Here is a 15,176-nt window from a genome sequence, read left to right on the forward strand (position 1 = left end):
GCGAGGTCGACTGCGGCTCGCGCACGGTATGCCAAGCGCAGAAAGCAGCGGCTGGCACGCGTGGACAACGATCTCACACCCGAGCAATGGGCCGGCCTCCGCGAAGCGTGGGGCGGCTGCGCGTACTGCCAGGCGACAGATGTCGCCGTGCAGCGCGATTGCATCATGCCGATTTCTCGCGGTGGCCGTTACACCTTGAAGAACGTGGTCCCGGCCTGCGCATCGTGTAACGCGAGCAAGCACAATGGCGAGGTCACTGCGTGGCTTCGCCGAAAGAGCCTGGACGAGCGAGCCTTCCTCGTCCGTCACGCAACGATATCGACAGCGCTTCTGCCTGCGGAAGACGAGTAGCTGGCGGCGGTTGCCGATTCAAGAGGCACCGCGACGTGGCACGGGCCGCGCGCCGTCGCCGACGACATGCACTCGCACGTTGTTGGTCGACCCGGGGATGCCGGGGGGCGCACCCGCCGTCACGATCACCTTGTCGCCGACACTCGCCCGTTCTGTGCCGAGCAGCACCTCGTCGACGAGGTCCATCAGCTCGTCCGTCGTCGGCGCGCGCGGCACCAGGAACGACTCGACACCCCACGACAGCGCCAGCCGCGATCGGGTGCCCGGCACGTCGGTGAATGCCAAGAGCGGGATGATGTGGCGCAGGCGAGCCATTCGCCGTGCGGAATCACCGGACTGGCTGAAGACGCACACGAACTTCGCTTCGACGAAGTCCGCGATGGTCGCTGCCGCAAGCGTGAGCGCACCACCCTGCGTGCGGGGTTTCGTCCCCAGCGGCGGGATGCGTTCCAGGCCGTGCTCCTCGGTCGACGCGACGATCCGCGCCATCGTCTCCACCACCGCCACGGGGTCGTGACCGACACTCGTCTCACCCGAGAGCATCACCGCGTCCGCCCCGTCGAGGACGGCGTTCGCGACATCCGAGGTCTCCGCACGGGTGGGCACGGCGGCGGTGATCATCGACTCGAGCATCTGGGTCGCGACGATCACCGGCTTGGCCCAGCGGCGCGCATCCTCGATCGCGCGCTTCTGCACGATCGGCACCTGCTCGAGCGGCAACTCGACCCCGAGGTCACCGCGGGCGACCATGACGCCGTCGAAGGCGTCCACGATCTGGTGCAGGTCGTCGACCGCCTGCGGCTTCTCGATCTTCGCGATAACCGGCACGCGCCGGCCTTCCTCGGCCATGATGCGCCACACCGGCAGCACGTCCTTGGAGGAGCGGACGAACGACAGCGCGACGATGTCGACGCCCAGGCGCAGCGCCCAGCGCAGATCCTCCTCGTCCTTCTCGGTCAGCGCCGGCACGCTCAGCGCACGGTCGGGCAGGTTCATGCCCTTGTTGTCCGACACCGTTCCGCCCACGACGACATCGGTCAGCACCCGGGGGCCATCCACCTCGGCGACACGAAGACGCACCTTGCCGTCGTCGACGAGGATGGCGTCACCCGGTTCGACCTCGTGCGGCAGCGCCTGGAACGGCGTCGAGACCATCTGCGCGGTACCGGGCACGTCCTCGGTCGTGATCGTGAACCGTTCCCCCTCCGTCAGCAGGTGCGGCCCGTCCGCGAACCTGCCGAAGCGGATCTTCGGACCCTGCAGGTCCGCGAGCACGCCTACGGCACAGCCCGTGGCCTCCGCGGCGTTGCGCACATGCCGGTACACCTCCTCGTGCACCTCGTGCGAACCGTGGCTGAGGTTCAGTCGCGCCACGTCCATCCCGGCGCGCACCAGCTGCTCGATGGTCTCGGCCGACGAGGATGCCGGTCCGAGTGTGGCGACGATCTTGGCGCGGCGCATGAGGGCTCCTCTATCGGTGTGCGTCGAGGTACCGAGCTTACGGAAGCAGATCGGGTCGATGTGCGCGAGTGCGTTCGATGCTCTGATCGCGCCGCCACGCCGCGATGGCGCCGTGGTTTCCGCTGAGAAGCACCGGCGGCACCGGATATCCGCGCCAGAGGGGCGGCTTGGTGTAGCTCGGGTACTCCAGCAGACCATCCTCGTGGGACTCCTCGACGAGGCTGTCAGGATTGCCCACGACCCCCGGAATCAGACGCGACACCGCTTCGACCATGGCCATCGCGGCGACCTCCCCGCCGTTGAGCACGTAGTCTCCGAGGCTCACGAGGCGCACCCGCCCCCGCGAGGCGTAGTGATCGATCACCCTGTGGTCGATCCCCTCGTAGCGGCCACACGCGAAGACGAGCTGACGCTCCTGGGCGAGTTCTCGGGCGATCGGCTGCGAGAACCGCTCTCCCGCGGGCGACGGCACGATCAGGAGCGCGTCGTCGGCGAGGATCTCGTCGAGCGCCTCGCCCCAGGGCTCGGGCTTCATCACCATGCCGGCGCCACCGCCGTACGGCGTGTCATCGACGGTGCGGTGCCGGTCGTGGGTCCATGTCCGCAGATCGTGGACCCGCAGATCAAGCAGTCCGCTTCCGCGGGCTCTGCCGATCAGCGAGATGTCCAGCACATCGAAGAACGTCGGGAATATCGTCACGATGTCGATGCGCACCTGACGAGTGTAGGCCGCAGGGACCCGGCGTCAGGATTCGTCGGGGGTCTCGTCGGCGAGGTCCTCGAACAGCCCGGCCGGCGGCGTCACCGTGACGCGGCCCGCACGCACGTCGACCTCGGGCACGATCGCACCGACGAACGGCACCATCACCTCGCGCTCGCCGGTGTTGACGATGAGCAGGTCCTGCGCGGGCAGATGGTCGACCCGAACGATGGCACCCACGACCGCTCCGTCGCGGACGACGTCGAGGCCGACGAGTTGGTGGTCGTACCAGGCATCGGCCTCCGCGGGTTCGGCCGCGGCATCCGCGTCGATCCACAGAATCGCCTTCACCAGGCTCTCGGCGGCCTCCCTGTCGTCCACGTCCTCGAAGAACGCGACCGGGTGACTGTTCATCCAGCGAAACTCGCGCACCGTCAGCGGTTTGCCGTGCCACGGCGAAGACTCGGGAACCTGCAGGGTGAAGGTCGCGCCGGGCGTGAAGCGCCCCTCGGGGTCGTCGGTGAACAGCTCGAGTTTCAACGCGCCCTTCAGGCCGTGGGCCTTGACCAGGCGCCCGACGCGCAACTGCGTCTTCGCCCCCTGCGGGGGGCGGGCCTTTCCAGCACCCTTCCCCTCGGCCACGTCAGTCGTCCGCAACATCGACGCGCACGCGCCGGCCGTCTGCCAGGGCGGAGACGAGCGTGCGGAGGGCTTTGGCGTTGCGGCCACCGCGCCCGATCACCCGGCCACGATCATCGGGGTGCACACGCACCTCGAGCACCTCCCCGCGCGGGGAGGTGTGCGTGCCGATCCGGACCTCGTCGGGGTGATCGACGATGCCCTTCACCAGGTGTTCGAGCGCGGCGGCGAGCAAGGTCTTACTCGGCGTCTGCGGTCTCGGCAGGCGCGTCGGCGGCGGACTCGGCCGGCTTCTCCGCCTTCTTCTCCGACTTGGGCGCGAGCACCGGCTTCTTCGCCGCGTCGGCCTGGAAGGCCTGCTTCGGCTCGGGGGCCTTCACGGTCGAGACCGCGTCCTTGTCACCCTTGAAGCGGCCCCAGTCGCCGGTGAGCTTGAGCAGAGCGGCGACCTGCTCGCTCGGCTGGGCGCCCACGCTCAGCCAGTACTGCGCCCGCTCCGAGTCGACCTCGATGAACGAGGGCTCCTCGGTCGGGTGGTACTTGCCGATCTCTTCGATGACACGGCCGTCGCGCTTGGTGCGCGAATCGGCGACGACGATGCGGTAGTACGGCGCGCGGATCTTGCCCATGCGCTTGAGACGGATCTTGACAGCCACGATTCTCCTGAATGTGTGGAAGGTGGTCGAACTGATCGCCTGGAGAGTGGGGTGCACACCCGGCGGAAGCTCTGAGGGAGGACGACGACACCGGATTAGAGGGTCGGGTGCCACGTCCGACCCTTTATTCTGCCAGATCCCCCGGGATGCCGCGAACCCACCGCGTGGCGGCCCGGGACGACACATCCTGCCCTTCGGCCTGCATCCGCTAGTTTGAATGGCGCCCCACCATCCCGCGGCCCTCACACGCGCGCGTCATCCGGAAGGCGACCATGCGGACTTGGCTGTACCTCGCTGCAGCGATCGTGCTGGAGGTGTCTGCGACGCTGTCGCTCCACCTGCTCACCGAGCACATCGCTTGGCTCGTCCTCGTGGTGGTGGGGTACGCCGGCGCCTTCGTCAGTCTCTCGCTGCTCATGCGAGCCGGTGCGCCGATCGGCGTCGTCTACGGCGTGTGGGCGGCATGCGGCGTCGCTCTGACGGCTGTTCTGGCCGCCGTGCTGTTCGGCGACCCGCTGACGTGGGTCATGTCGCTCGGCATCGTCCTGGTGATCGGCGGGGTGCTGCTCGTCGAGATCGGCTCGTCCGCCCACCACCGGCAGGTGCGAGGGCGATCGTGATGGTCTGGGTGTTCCTCGCCGGGGCGATCGTGTTCGAGGTGACGGGGACCTTGTCGTTGCGGGCATCCGAAGGGTTCCGCAAACGGGTGTGGATCGCGCCCGTCGCAGTCTCGTACGTCGTCGCGTTCGTCATGCTCTTCCAGTGTTTGAACGGCGGAATGCCGGTGGGGATCGCGTACGGCATCTGGGCGGCCTGCGGCGTGGCGCTGACGGCCGTGCTTGCCCACCTGCTGTTCAAGGAGCCGTTGACCTGGGTGATGGGGCTGGGCATCGTCGCCATCGTCGGCGGCGTGCTCTTGATCGAACTCGGCGCCCCCTAGCCCCCGACGCGGGCGCGCGTGGGAAGATGTGCGGATGACGGTGCCCTTCGCGCCCTCCGCCCGCTCCAGCGTCGGGTTGGAGTGGGAGCTGATGCTCGCCGACGGCGACAGCGGCAACCTCGTCGGTCGTGCCCCCGAGGTGATCGACGGGCTCGGCGACGACATCCGTCTCGAGCGCTTCACCGTCACCGGCGAGTTGCTCACCAACACGATCGAGCTCACGAGCGGCGTCGGCGACACGGTGGCCGCGGCGGTGGATGACATCGCCGATGCGACCGCCGCCGTGCGCCGCGTCACCGACCCGCGTGGGATCGAGCTGCTGAGCGCGGGCTCCCACCCGTTCGCCCAGTGGTACGACCAGCGGGTCAGCGACAAGACGCGGTACCACGCGTTGATCGATCGCACCCAGTGGTGGGGCCGCAACATGATGATCTGGGGCGTCCACGTGCATGTCGGCGTCGAGGATGTCACGCGCGTCCTGCCGATCATCAACGCCCTGTCGATCTACCTGCCGCACCTGCAGGCGCTCTCGGCATCGAGCCCCTACTGGGCGGGCGAGCGAACGGGCTACGCCTCCAACCGGGCACTGGTGTTCCAGCAGCTCCCCACCGCAGGCCTGCCCTGGCAGATGCGCACCTGGAGCGAGTTCGAGGACTATCTCGACGACATGTCGCGCACCGGCGTCATGGCCGACGCGACCGAGGTGCGGTGGGATATCCGCCCGGCCCCGAGGTGGGGCACGATCGAGGTGCGCGCGTGTGACGGGATGTCGACGCTGCCGGAGCTCGCGGCCATCGCCGCCCTCGTGCAGGCGCTCGTCGAGCACTTCTCACGTGCCTACGACCGGGGCGAGCCGCTTCCGTCGATCCAGCCCTGGTTCATCCGTGAGAACAAGTGGCGGGCGGCCCGGTACGGCCTCGATGCGCACGTCATCGTCGACCGCGAGGGCACGCAGGTTCCGGTCGCGAGAGACGTGCGCCGCCTCGTCGCCGAGCTCGCTCCGATCGCCGAGGAGCTGAAGTGCTCACGGGAGTTCTCGGGCATCTCGTCGATCCTCGACCAGGGCGCCAGTTCGCAGCGTCAGGTGGCGGCGGCGGACGCCGCGGGCGGAGACCTGCACGCCGTCGTCCAGCACCTCATCCGCGAGTTCCGGGACGGACCCACGCTGCGCGACCACCTCGCGCACCTCGCGGCCTCGCCGCGCACGGAGGACCCGCGGGCCTGACCTCGCTCCGGCCGCCGGAATCTCTCTCGAGAGCCGGCGCGGCGTCAGCCCTTGCCGAACATCTTCTGGATCTCGGCGAGATCGGCCTCGCTCGGCGCCGCGTCGCCGCCCGCCGCACCCGCGCCGAGGCCGAATCCCGACCCGTTCGCGGCGGGCTTGTCGACACGCCCCGCGTTCTCCGCCGCGCGCTTGGCAGGATTGCCCGAGCGCGAGCCGCTCTTGGCCTTCTGCTGCTTGCCGCGCTTTCCTCCCCCGTGGCTTCCGGGCACCGGTCCCATGCCGGGCATCTGCGGCATCCCACCCCGCGCCACGGTCTTCATCATCTTCGCGGCCTGATCGAAGCGCTGCACGAGCTGATTCACGTCGGTGACGGTCATGCCCGAGCCGCGGGCGATCCGCAGGCGCCGCGAGCCGTTGAGCGACTTGGGGTTGCGCCGCTCCCCCGGCGTCATGGACCGGATGATCGCCTCGGTGCGACCGATCTCGCTCTCGTCGAAGTTCTCGATCTGGTCCTTCATCGCGCCCATGCCCGGCAGCATGCCGAGCATCTTCTTCATGGAGCCCATCTTCTTGAGCTGCTGCATCTGCTCGAGGAAGTCCTCGAGCGTGAACTGGTCCTTCGAGAGCTTCTCGGCGACCTTGCGCGCTTCGTCCTCGTCGAAGGCCTGCTGGGCCTGTTCGATCAGGGTGAGGACGTCACCCAGATCGAGGATGCGGCTCGCCATGCGATCGGGGTGGAACGGCTCGACATCGTCGAGGCCCTCGCCGGTCGAGGCGTAGATGATCGGACGTCCGGTGATCGAGGCCACCGAAAGGGCCGCACCACCGCGCGCATCGCCGTCGAGCTTCGACAGTACGACGCCGGTGAAGTCCACGCCCTCCTGGAACGCCTTGGCGGTGTTCACCGCGTCCTGACCGATCATCGCGTCGATGACGAAGAGCACCTCGTCCGGCTGGGTTGCCCGGCGGATGTCGGCGGCCTGCTTCATCAGCTCGGCATCCACGCCCAGTCGTCCCGCGGTGTCGATGATCACGACGTCGTGCTGCTGACGGCGGGCATGCTCGACGCCGTCGCGGGCGACCCGGACAGGGTCGCCGACACCGTTGCCGGGCTCGGGGGCATAGATCGTGGCACCGGCGCGCTCGGCGACCACCTGCAGCTGGTTGACGGCGTTGGGCCGCTGCAGGTCCGCCGCGACGAGGAGCGGGGTGTGGCCGTCCTTCTCGAGAAGGCGGGCGAGCTTGCCGGCGAAGGTCGTCTTACCCGAGCCCTGCAGGCCGGCGAGCATGATGACGGTCGGGGGGTTCTTGGCGAACTGCAGCCGACGCTGCGCGCCGCCGAGGATGCCGACGAGCTCTTCGTTGACGATCTGCACGACCTGCTGCGCGGGATTCAGAGCACGGTTGACCTCATCGCCGAGCGCCCGCTCGCGCACGGTGGTGGCGAAGTCCTTGACGACCGGCAGGGCGACGTCGGCGTCGAGGAGCGCTCGCCGGATCTCGCGCACGGTCGCATCGACGTCCGCCGCCGAGAGCTTGCCCTTCGTGCGCAGGTTGCGGAAGGTGTCGGTGAGCCGGTCCGAGAGCGTGCCGAAAGTAGCCATGATGAGCCAAGTTTACGTGAGCCGGCGCAGCCGTCCGGCGCCTCACAGCCCCGCGAAGCCCAGCACCCTCTCGACCAGGCCGGTCAGGTCCGGGCGGTCGGGGCCGGCCTGGGCCCAGACCTCGATCGCGGCGAGCACTCCACCGCCCACCGCGGCACCCACCACGTCGGCGCGGAGGCGCTCGGCACCGTCGCGACGCATCCGCTGCGCCACGGCTCGACCGATGCGCGCACGTCGGACGGATGCCTCGCGCTCGAGCTCGCCGGCGAAGCCCATGGTGGTCGCGTGGAGCAGCGCGAGCGCCAGGGTGTCAGGCACGAATCCGGCGGCCAGCTCCGCTATCCCGGCCCGGATGTGCTCGGGGGCGTCGCCCGGGGGTGCCTCGCTCAGCCGCGCCTCGAGGGCGACGATCCGCTCATCGAGGCCACCCCAGACCACGTCCGCCTTCGACGAGAAGTAGTTGAAGAAGGTGGACCGGCTCACTCCCGCCCGCCGCGTGATGTCCGCGACGGACGTCGACTCGTATCCGTTCTCGAGAAAGAGCTCGCACGCCGCCTCGGCGAGCATGTCTCGCGATGAGGCCCGGGGGCGCCCGGGGCGATGGGGCAAGGTCACGGTCACACCCTAGAGCGGCGTGGGTGCGCGCGTGCCGCTCGCCCCATTCGGGCGTATTGTTGGACGCGATCCAGAAACCACCTCACGCCAGGAGCGGCATGCTCGAGATCCAGAAGACCGGTCTCGCCCCGGACTACGTCCCCTACCTCGACGGATGGGACCTGCAGCGCCGGATCCACGCGGACGTCGTGGCGGGCGAGCACCCCGACACGCTGCTGCTGCTCGAGCACGAGGCGGTCTACACGGCCGGCAAGCGCACGGAGGCCCACGAGCGGCCCACCGACGGCACCCCGGTGATCGACGTCGATCGCGGCGGGAAGATCACCTGGCATGGCCCCGGCCAGCTCGTCGGATACCCCATCCTCCGCCTCACCGAGCCGGTGGACGTCGTCGCCCATGTGCGGCGACTGGAGGGCCTGCTCATCGACGTGCTGCGCGAGCGAGGCATCGACGGGTATCGCGTCGACGGGCGCAGCGGCGTGTGGGTGCGGCGCCCCCTGTCGGAGGACAAGGTGGCGGCGATCGGCGTCCGCGTGCAGCGGGGCGTGACGATGCACGGCTTCGCCCTGAACTGCGACAACTCGCTGTCGGGCTTCCGCGGGATCATCCCCTGCGGGATCGCGGATGCCGGCGTCACCACGCTGAGTGAGATCCTGGGGGCGGACATCTCGCCCGCCGACATCGTCGACGAGGTGGCGGCCGCCTTCGCGGCGAACCACGCCGGCACCCCGGCAGGGCTCGCCGCATGAGCACATCGCGCGGCATCCGCCGGCCGAGCACGAGCACGAGCACGAGCAACACGAAAATGCAGGAAGTGGGACACGAATGAGCGCCGCGCCCGAAGGCCGCAAGCTGCTACGACTCGAGATCCGCAACGCCGAGACGCCCATCGAGCGAAAGCCCGAATGGATCAAGACCAAGGCCAAGATGGGCCCCGAGTACACGGCCCTGCACTCGCTCGTGAAGACCGAGGACCTGCACACCGTCTGCCAGGAGGCCGGCTGCCCCAACATCTTCGAGTGCTGGGAAGACCGCGAGGCGACGTTCCTGATCGGTGGATCGCAGTGCACCCGCCGCTGCGACTTCTGCCAGATCGACACCGGCAAGCCGGCGGACTACGACACCGACGAGCCCCGCCGCGTCGCCGAGAGCGTCGTGAAGATGAACCTGCGCTACGCCACGGTCACCGGCGTCGCGCGCGACGACCTGCCCGACGAAGGCGCGTGGCTGCACGCCGAGACGGTGCGCCGAATCCACGCGATGAACCCGAACACGGGTGTGGAGATCCTCGCCACCGATTTCAGCGGCAACCCCTCGCTGCTCGCCGAGGTCTTCGACTCGCGACCCGAGGTGTTCGCCCACAACGTCGAGACGGTCCCGCGCATCTTCAAGAGGATCCGTCCCGCGTTCCGCTACGAGCGCTCGCTCGACGTGCTCACGCAGGCGCGCGCCGCCGGCCTGATCACCAAGTCCAACCTGATCCTCGGCATGGGCGAGGAGCCCCAGGAGGTCGTCGACGCCCTGCAGCACCTGCACGACGCCGGCACCGACATCATCACGATCACGCAGTACCTGCGGCCTTCGCCACGGCATCTGCCCGTGGCCCGCTGGGTCAAGCCGCAGGAGTTCGTCGAGTTCAAGGAGGAAGCCGAGCGGATCGGGTTCCTCGGGGTGCTCGCCGGACCCCTCGTGCGCTCGTCCTACCGGGCGGGCCGGCTCTGGGCCCAGTCGATGATCTCGAAGGGCCGCGAGATTCCCCCGCACCTCGCGCACATCGCCGAGGGCGTCGAGCAGGGCTTCGCGCAGGCCGTCTGACCTGCCGCGTCTCGTCTCCGCCGGTCGTTCAGCGAGCGCAGCGAGACGAAACGCCCGGTCGGCTACTCCGCGCTCGTGACGGACTGGATCGCGCCGTCGCTCGCCAGGTTGACCAGCAGCACGTCGTCGGTCGCATCGGGATCGAGCGCGTACTCGAGCACGGCGAACGGGTCGCCGCTGCCCAGCTCATCCGCCAGGATCGTCATGCTCATCAGCTGCAGCGACCGCACGACATCCACCGCGACGTCGCCGGAGACGTCGGCGAGGATCTCCTCGAGCGCGTCCTCGCCCCGCGACTCCTGCTGCTGCAGGATGTACTCCGTCACCTCGCTGGCGCGATTGTCGACCTCGGTGAGCATGGCGTCGCGGGCGCGGCGGTCGATGCCCTCGATCGCCGAGACCATCGCCGCGGCGACATCGAGCGCGTCGGAGGTCACGTCCTCCTGATCCGGAGCGGTCAGATCGACGGTGACGGACTGGTCTCCGAAGTCGATGTGCTCAGACCAGAAGATCGACCCGTCGGGGCCGGACTCGAGAAGTCCGAAGAAGTCGTGCTCGATCGCCATACCCCCATGCAACCACCCCCGGGCGCTTCGAGGGTAGCCCGGCGCGCGGGCAACGCCGCTGAAAGCGCGGAATCGCCGTGCGAGCGCCCCGATAGCTCACTCGACGAGGGCGGCGGCGAACACGTGCGGCGTGAAACCGGTGAGGTCGCCGATCCCCTCGCCCTGACCGATCAGCTTCACGGGGATGCCGGTGCGCTCCTGCACGGCGAGCACGAAGCCTCCGCGGGCAGAGCCGTCGAGTTTGGTCAGCACCAACCCGGTCACCCCGGCGTGCTCGAGGAACGCCTGCGCCTGCATGAGCCCGTTCTGGCCGGTCGTCGCATCGAGCACGAGCAGCACCTCGCTGATCGGCGCCTGCTTCTCGATCACGCGCCGGATCTTGCCGAGCTCGTCCATCAGCCCGCCCTTGGTGTGCAGGCGCCCCGCGGTGTCGACGAGCACGATCTCGGTGCCTGTCGCCTTTGCGTGCTCGATCGTCTGGAAGGCGACGGATGCCGGATCCTGCCCCTCGTGCTGGGGCCGCACGATGGCGGCGCCGCCTCGCTCGGCCCACGTGGCGAGCTGCTCGACGGCCGCGGCGCGGAACGTGTCGGCCGCTCCGACCACCACGCTGCGCCCGTAGCGCTGCAGGAACTTGGCGAACTTTCCGATCGTCGTGGTCTTGCCCACCCCGTTGACGCCGACCACGAGCACCACCGCGGGCCGTTCGGTCAGCCGCAGGGTCGAGTCGAAGCGCGCGAAGTGCTCCTCGAGGGTCTCGCGCAGCATCCGCTGCAGATCCTTCGGATCGGTCGTGCGGTACCGGTCGACCTTCTCACGCAGTTCGTCGACGATCCGCTCGGTGATGGCGGGGCCGAAGTCGGCCTGGATCAGCGCGGTCTCGAGGTCGTCCCACGTGGTCTCGTCGATCGTCGGTGCGACGAACATGTTCCGCAGCGCTCGGCCGAGCGACCAGGGTTTGTCTGCCATGGCTCCCAGCCTACGAGGCTGCGCGGTCCACGATGCGCTGCCCTACGACCGCCGAGACGCCGTCCTGGCGCATCGAGACGCCGTAGAGCGCGTCGGCGATCTCCATCGTGCGCTTCTGGTGCGTGATCACGATGAGCTGGCTCGACTCCCGCAGCTGCTCGAAGACGCGCAGCAGCCGGCCGAGGTTGGCATCGTCGAGCGCCGCCTCGACCTCGTCGAGGATGTAGAACGGGCTGGGTCGCGCTTTGAAGATCGCGGTCAGCAGCGCCACAGCCGCGAGCGAACGCTCACCGCCCGACAGCAGCGAGAGCCGCTCGATCTTCTTGCCCGCGGGTTTGACCGAGACCTCGATGCCCGTCGTCAGCAGATCGTCGGGCTGGGTCAGCGAGATGCTGCCCGTGCCGCCGGGGAACAGCAGGGGGAACACGTCGGCGAACGCCGCGCGCGTGTCCTCGAACGCCGCCTCGAAGATGCCCCGCATGCGCTGGTCGAGATCTCCGATGATGGTGAGCAGGTCGGCCCGCGTCTCGGTGAGATCGGCCAGCTGTTCGGTCAGGAAGGCATGCCGCTGTTCGAGGGCGGCGAACTCCTCGAGCGCGAGCGGATTGACCCGCCCGAGCTGCGCGAGCTTGCGCTCCGCCTGCTGCAGAATGCGGCGCTGCCCCTCGCGGTCGAACGCGACCGGTTCGGCAGCGTCCTCCTCCCCCGACTCACTCCGCCCCTCGGCATCCGGGTGCGACGCGTCGCCATCGACCGCCGTCGGGTTCGGGACGGGCTGGTCCGGCCCGTACTCCGCCACCAGCACCTCTTCGCCGAGTCCGAGTTCGGATCGGGCCCGTTCGAGCACGGCGTTGACGTGCAGCTTCTGCTCATGGATCTGCAGCTCGAGCGCGTGCACCCCTTCCGTCAGCGCCGCGAGACGCTCCCGCAACCCGCCCTCCTGCGCGCGCAGCTCCTTGAGCTCGGCGTTGTGGGCGGTGCGAGAGGCCTCCGCCTCGCCGAGCGCGACGCGCGCGTGGGAGAGCGAGCGATCGATCGAATCCAGCAGCGGTGGCAGCTGCTCGATGACGCCGGATGCCGCCTCCCGCTGCCCGCGACGGATCACCGCGCGGCGCGCCGCCTCCTCCGCCGCCTGGCGCTCGGTCTCGCGCTGTCGCACCAGGCCCGCCACCCGCGCCTCCTGCGAACGGATGCGCTCACGCAGCGCCTCCACGTCCAGGCGGGCCCGCATCTCCGCCTCCCGGGCAGTTTCGACCTCGGCCAGGGCCGCCTCGCGCGCCGAGGCGTCGAGGATCGGCCGTGGCGCCTGCTGCGCGTGCTCGAGTTCGGCGTGCGCCCGCCGGTCGGCGACCTCGGCCTCGTCGAGCGCGGCTTTCGCCTGCGCCACGCCGGTCTCGAGCCGCTCGCACTCGGCGACGGCGGCTTCGTGCCGCACCGTGATGCGGTTCGCCGTCTCGGCGCGGGCGGCCTGCGCCGCGTCGTGCTCGCGCAGCGCCGCAAGAGACTCCTCGGCCCGTCGGCGGGCGGCGGTCAGCCGCGCTCCCGCCTCGCCCGCCGCCGAACGCGACTGCTCGGCCGTCGTCTGTACCTCATCGAGCCGGCGCGCCGCGGCATCACGCTCGGCGAGCAGTGCCAGCCGCGACGGGGAGCCCCCGTCGCCGCCGCGCAGCAGATGGGCGGTGGTCACCTCCCCCGCCAGGGTGACGAGCGTGACGGTGGGGCCGAACGCCTGCTCGACCTGAGGCCACGCCCGACGGGCCACGTCGATGTCGTCGGCGACCACGACGTGGGAGAGGTAGCCCTGCACCCCGTCCGGGGCGGTGACGACGTCGACCGCGCGACGCACACCGTCGATCGGGGCGAGAGCCGGGGCCGGGCGCCCGGCATCCGCCACCAGAACATCGACCGACCCCATGCTTCCCTCGGCGGCGGCCGCGAGCACGGCGTAGGCGTCGTCGCGGCGCGCCACCAGGAGCCCCTCGGCGAGGGGCCCGAGCACGGCGGCGATCGCCGCCTCGAACCCCGCGCGCACCTGGATCTGGTCGCCGACCAGCCCCTGCACGCCCGCGAGGTCGTCCTCGAGCAGCGCGGCCGCGGCGTTGCGCACGGTCAGCGCGCGCGTCAGGGCGGCCGTCTGCGCGGTGAGCGCCTCGACCTCACGTTCCGCACGGTGCTGTTCGTCCCGCAGACGCTGCAGCTCCGCCTCGGCCTGGGATGCTTCGCGCCCCGCCGCCTCGTACTCTGCGGCGTGGTCGGTGGGGTCATCCGCCTCGGCACCCGACTCGAGGCCGGCGCGCGCCTCATCCGCTTCGGCGCGTCGCGCCCGTGCCGCCTGCAGGGCGCTCTCCTGCCTGTCGAGCGCGCCCCTCATGGCCGCGACCGCGGATGCCGATGCGTCCGCCGCGCCCCGCAGCGCCGTCAGCCGCATGTCGTGCTCGGAGACGAGCGCGCTCTGTGCGGCGATGTCGCTGTCGAGCGCGTCCAGCTCCCCTCGGGCGTGCGCCACCGCGCGGGCAGCGCGGGCCGCCGCATCCTGCGCTTCGCCGAGTCCGTCCGAGAGCTGCTGGGCCCGTGCGCGCGCCTCGTCGATGTCCGTCTCCGCGACCGCCGCCGCAGCCGGTGCGTCGTCCTCATCGGCGCCCAGCAGCGCCAGCCGCTGGTTGGCGAGGGTGTACAGACTCCGGGCACGCTCCTGCACCCGCTCGAGCGAATGCACGACCGCGCGCGCAGCATCCACGTCATCCCCGCCGCGATCGGCTTCGAGGTGCACGATCCGCTCGCGCAGCTGCGACAGCCGGTCCTGCAATGCCATCCGCTCGGTGTGCCGTTCCTGTTCCGATCGCGCATGATCGGCCAGGGCGGTGCGCAGCGTGACGACTTCGTCGGCGAACAGCCGGGCCTTGGCATCGCGCACGGTCGCGGCGATCCCCTCGGCCTCGCGGGCGATCTCGGCCTGGCGCCCGAGCGGCTTCAGCTGCCGCCGGATCTCGCCCGCGAGGTCGCTCAGCCTCATCAGATTGGTCTCCATCGCTTCGAGCTTGCGGAGTGTCTTCTCCTTGCGTCGTCGGTGCTTCAGGATGCCGGCGGCCTCCTCGATGAAGCCGCGCCGCTCCTCCGGTGTGGCCTGCAGCACCGTGTCGAGCCGTCCCTGCCCCACGATGACGTGCATCTCGCGCCCCAGCCCGGAGTCGCTCAGCAGCTCCTGCACGTCGAGCAGTCGGCAGGTCTCGCCGTTGATCGCGTATTCGCTGGCGCCGTTGCGGAAGAGCGTGCGACTGATCGCCACCTCGGAGAACTCGATCGGCAGCGCACCGTCGGCGTTGTCGATCGTCAGCTGCACCTCGGCGCGCCCGAGTGGCCCGCGCGAGGACGTGCCGGCGAAGATGACGTCCTCCATCTTTCCGCCGCGCAGGGTCTTGGCTCCCTGCTCACCCATCACCCAGGCGAGCGCGTCGACGACGTTGGATTTGCCGGAGCCGTTCGGCCCGACGATGGCGGTCACACCGGGCTCGAGCGCGAAAGTCGTGGCCTGGGCGAACGACTTGAAGCCCCTCAGCGTCACGCTCTTCAGGTGCATGGTCGCACGCTCCCGGACCGGTTCTCCACGCGCACACGTTACCCGAGACGTCGTGCGC

Annotated in this window: 16 protein-coding genes; 6 read left to right on the forward strand and 10 right to left on the reverse strand. The window is 70.0% G+C overall.

Features of this window, described 5'->3' with window-relative positions; all coding sequences use genetic code 11:
- Positions 1–60: 60 nt before the first annotated feature.
- Complete coding sequence (locus M4I32_RS02040) at positions 61–351, forward strand: HNH endonuclease signature motif containing protein (protein WP_319032813.1); 291 nt, start codon at positions 61–63, stop codon at positions 349–351.
- Between the two features lie 18 nt (positions 352–369).
- Here M4I32_RS02040 and pyk read toward each other — a convergent pair whose 3' ends face one another.
- Genes pyk through rpsP form a run of 5 tightly spaced genes read right to left on the reverse strand, consistent with a single transcriptional unit; the run spans position 370 to position 3,807 of the window.
- Positions 370–1,812, reverse strand: a complete 1,443-nt coding sequence (gene pyk / locus M4I32_RS02045) for a pyruvate kinase (RefSeq protein WP_319032814.1) — start codon at positions 1,810–1,812, stop codon at positions 370–372.
- A gap of 37 nt (positions 1,813–1,849) precedes the next feature.
- Entirely contained in the window at positions 1,850–2,527 is a 678-nt protein-coding gene (trmD, locus tag M4I32_RS02050; RefSeq protein ID WP_319032815.1) for a tRNA (guanosine(37)-N1)-methyltransferase TrmD, read from the reverse strand.
- A gap of 30 nt (positions 2,528–2,557) precedes the next feature.
- Positions 2,558–3,172, reverse strand: a complete 615-nt coding sequence (gene rimM / locus M4I32_RS02055; protein WP_319032816.1) for a ribosome maturation factor RimM — start codon at positions 3,170–3,172, stop codon at positions 2,558–2,560.
- Complete coding sequence (locus M4I32_RS02060; RefSeq protein ID WP_319032817.1) at positions 3,156–3,386, reverse strand: RNA-binding protein; 231 nt, start codon at positions 3,384–3,386, stop codon at positions 3,156–3,158. The genes rimM and M4I32_RS02060 overlap by 17 nt, the downstream gene beginning before the upstream one ends.
- Positions 3,387–3,390: 4 nt before the next feature.
- A complete protein-coding gene (gene rpsP / locus M4I32_RS02065; RefSeq protein WP_319032818.1) occupies positions 3,391–3,807 on the reverse strand; it encodes a 30S ribosomal protein S16 in 417 nt (138 codons plus the stop codon).
- A gap of 272 nt (positions 3,808–4,079) precedes the next feature.
- Between rpsP and M4I32_RS02070 the strand changes: the two genes are divergently transcribed.
- From M4I32_RS02070 to M4I32_RS02080, 3 genes are read left to right on the forward strand one after another with little or no spacing between them, the layout of a single operon-like run.
- Entirely contained in the window at positions 4,080–4,427 is a 348-nt protein-coding gene (locus tag M4I32_RS02070) for a DMT family transporter (RefSeq protein ID WP_319032819.1), read from the forward strand.
- A complete protein-coding gene (locus M4I32_RS02075; protein WP_319032820.1) occupies positions 4,427–4,747 on the forward strand; it encodes a multidrug efflux SMR transporter in 321 nt (106 codons plus the stop codon). Before M4I32_RS02070 ends, M4I32_RS02075 begins: the two co-directional genes overlap by 1 nt.
- 34 nt (positions 4,748–4,781) lie before the next feature.
- A complete protein-coding gene (locus M4I32_RS02080) occupies positions 4,782–5,972 on the forward strand; it encodes a glutamate--cysteine ligase (protein ID WP_319032821.1) in 1,191 nt (396 codons plus the stop codon).
- A gap of 44 nt (positions 5,973–6,016) precedes the next feature.
- On the opposite strand, the gene ffh is transcribed toward M4I32_RS02080, so the two are convergent.
- Both ffh and M4I32_RS02090 read right to left on the reverse strand, forming a co-directional pair.
- Complete coding sequence (ffh, locus tag M4I32_RS02085) at positions 6,017–7,576, reverse strand: signal recognition particle protein (protein ID WP_319032822.1); 1,560 nt, start codon at positions 7,574–7,576, stop codon at positions 6,017–6,019.
- A 42-nt stretch (positions 7,577–7,618) separates the two neighbouring features.
- Entirely contained in the window at positions 7,619–8,191 is a 573-nt protein-coding gene (locus M4I32_RS02090; protein WP_319032823.1) for a TetR family transcriptional regulator, read from the reverse strand.
- Between the two features lie 98 nt (positions 8,192–8,289).
- Here M4I32_RS02090 and lipB point away from each other — a divergent pair, with 98 nt between their 5' ends.
- Both lipB and lipA read left to right on the forward strand, forming a co-directional pair.
- Complete coding sequence (lipB, locus tag M4I32_RS02095) at positions 8,290–8,940, forward strand: lipoyl(octanoyl) transferase LipB (protein WP_319032824.1); 651 nt, start codon at positions 8,290–8,292, stop codon at positions 8,938–8,940.
- A gap of 76 nt (positions 8,941–9,016) precedes the next feature.
- A complete protein-coding gene (gene lipA, locus M4I32_RS02100) occupies positions 9,017–10,006 on the forward strand; it encodes a lipoyl synthase (protein ID WP_319032825.1) in 990 nt (329 codons plus the stop codon).
- A 62-nt stretch (positions 10,007–10,068) separates the two neighbouring features.
- On the opposite strand, the gene M4I32_RS02105 is transcribed toward lipA, so the two are convergent.
- From M4I32_RS02105 to smc, 3 genes are all read right to left on the reverse strand, one after another.
- Positions 10,069–10,572, reverse strand: coding sequence for a DUF2004 domain-containing protein (locus tag M4I32_RS02105; protein ID WP_319032826.1), 504 nt, complete (start codon positions 10,570–10,572; stop codon positions 10,069–10,071).
- A 96-nt stretch (positions 10,573–10,668) separates the two neighbouring features.
- A complete protein-coding gene (gene ftsY, locus M4I32_RS02110) occupies positions 10,669–11,541 on the reverse strand; it encodes a signal recognition particle-docking protein FtsY (RefSeq protein WP_319032827.1) in 873 nt (290 codons plus the stop codon).
- A 10-nt stretch (positions 11,542–11,551) separates the two neighbouring features.
- Positions 11,552–15,118 (reverse strand): chromosome segregation protein SMC, encoded by a 3,567-nt coding sequence (smc, locus tag M4I32_RS02115; RefSeq protein WP_319032828.1) that lies wholly within the window; start codon positions 15,116–15,118, stop codon positions 11,552–11,554.
- Between the last annotated feature and the right edge of the window lie 58 nt (positions 15,119–15,176).

The organism is Microbacterium sp. LRZ72 (genome assembly GCF_033792225.1).
In the GTDB taxonomy this organism is placed as follows: domain Bacteria; phylum Actinomycetota; class Actinomycetes; order Actinomycetales; family Microbacteriaceae; genus Microbacterium.

Coding starts and splice junctions, on each gene's coding strand:
- M4I32_RS02075 (WP_319032820.1), top strand. CDS start 4,427: ATGGTCTGGGTGTTCCTCGCCGGGGCGATCGTGTTCGAGGTGACGGGG.
- M4I32_RS02105 (WP_319032826.1), bottom strand. CDS start 10,572: ATGGCGATCGAGCACGACTTCTTCGGACTTCTCGAGTCCGGCCCCGAC.
- smc (WP_319032828.1), bottom strand. CDS start 15,118: ATGCACCTGAAGAGCGTGACGCTGAGGGGCTTCAAGTCGTTCGCCCAG.
- rimM (WP_319032816.1), bottom strand. CDS start 3,172: ATGTTGCGGACGACTGACGTGGCCGAGGGGAAGGGTGCTGGAAAGGCC.
- lipA (WP_319032825.1), top strand. CDS start 9,017: ATGAGCGCCGCGCCCGAAGGCCGCAAGCTGCTACGACTCGAGATCCGC.
- lipB (WP_319032824.1), top strand. CDS start 8,290: ATGCTCGAGATCCAGAAGACCGGTCTCGCCCCGGACTACGTCCCCTAC.
- M4I32_RS02080 (WP_319032821.1), top strand. CDS start 4,782: ATGACGGTGCCCTTCGCGCCCTCCGCCCGCTCCAGCGTCGGGTTGGAG.
- M4I32_RS02070 (WP_319032819.1), top strand. CDS start 4,080: ATGCGGACTTGGCTGTACCTCGCTGCAGCGATCGTGCTGGAGGTGTCT.
- ffh (WP_319032822.1), bottom strand. CDS start 7,576: ATGGCTACTTTCGGCACGCTCTCGGACCGGCTCACCGACACCTTCCGC.
- pyk (WP_319032814.1), bottom strand. CDS start 1,812: ATGCGCCGCGCCAAGATCGTCGCCACACTCGGACCGGCATCCTCGTCG.
- ftsY (WP_319032827.1), bottom strand. CDS start 11,541: ATGGCAGACAAACCCTGGTCGCTCGGCCGAGCGCTGCGGAACATGTTC.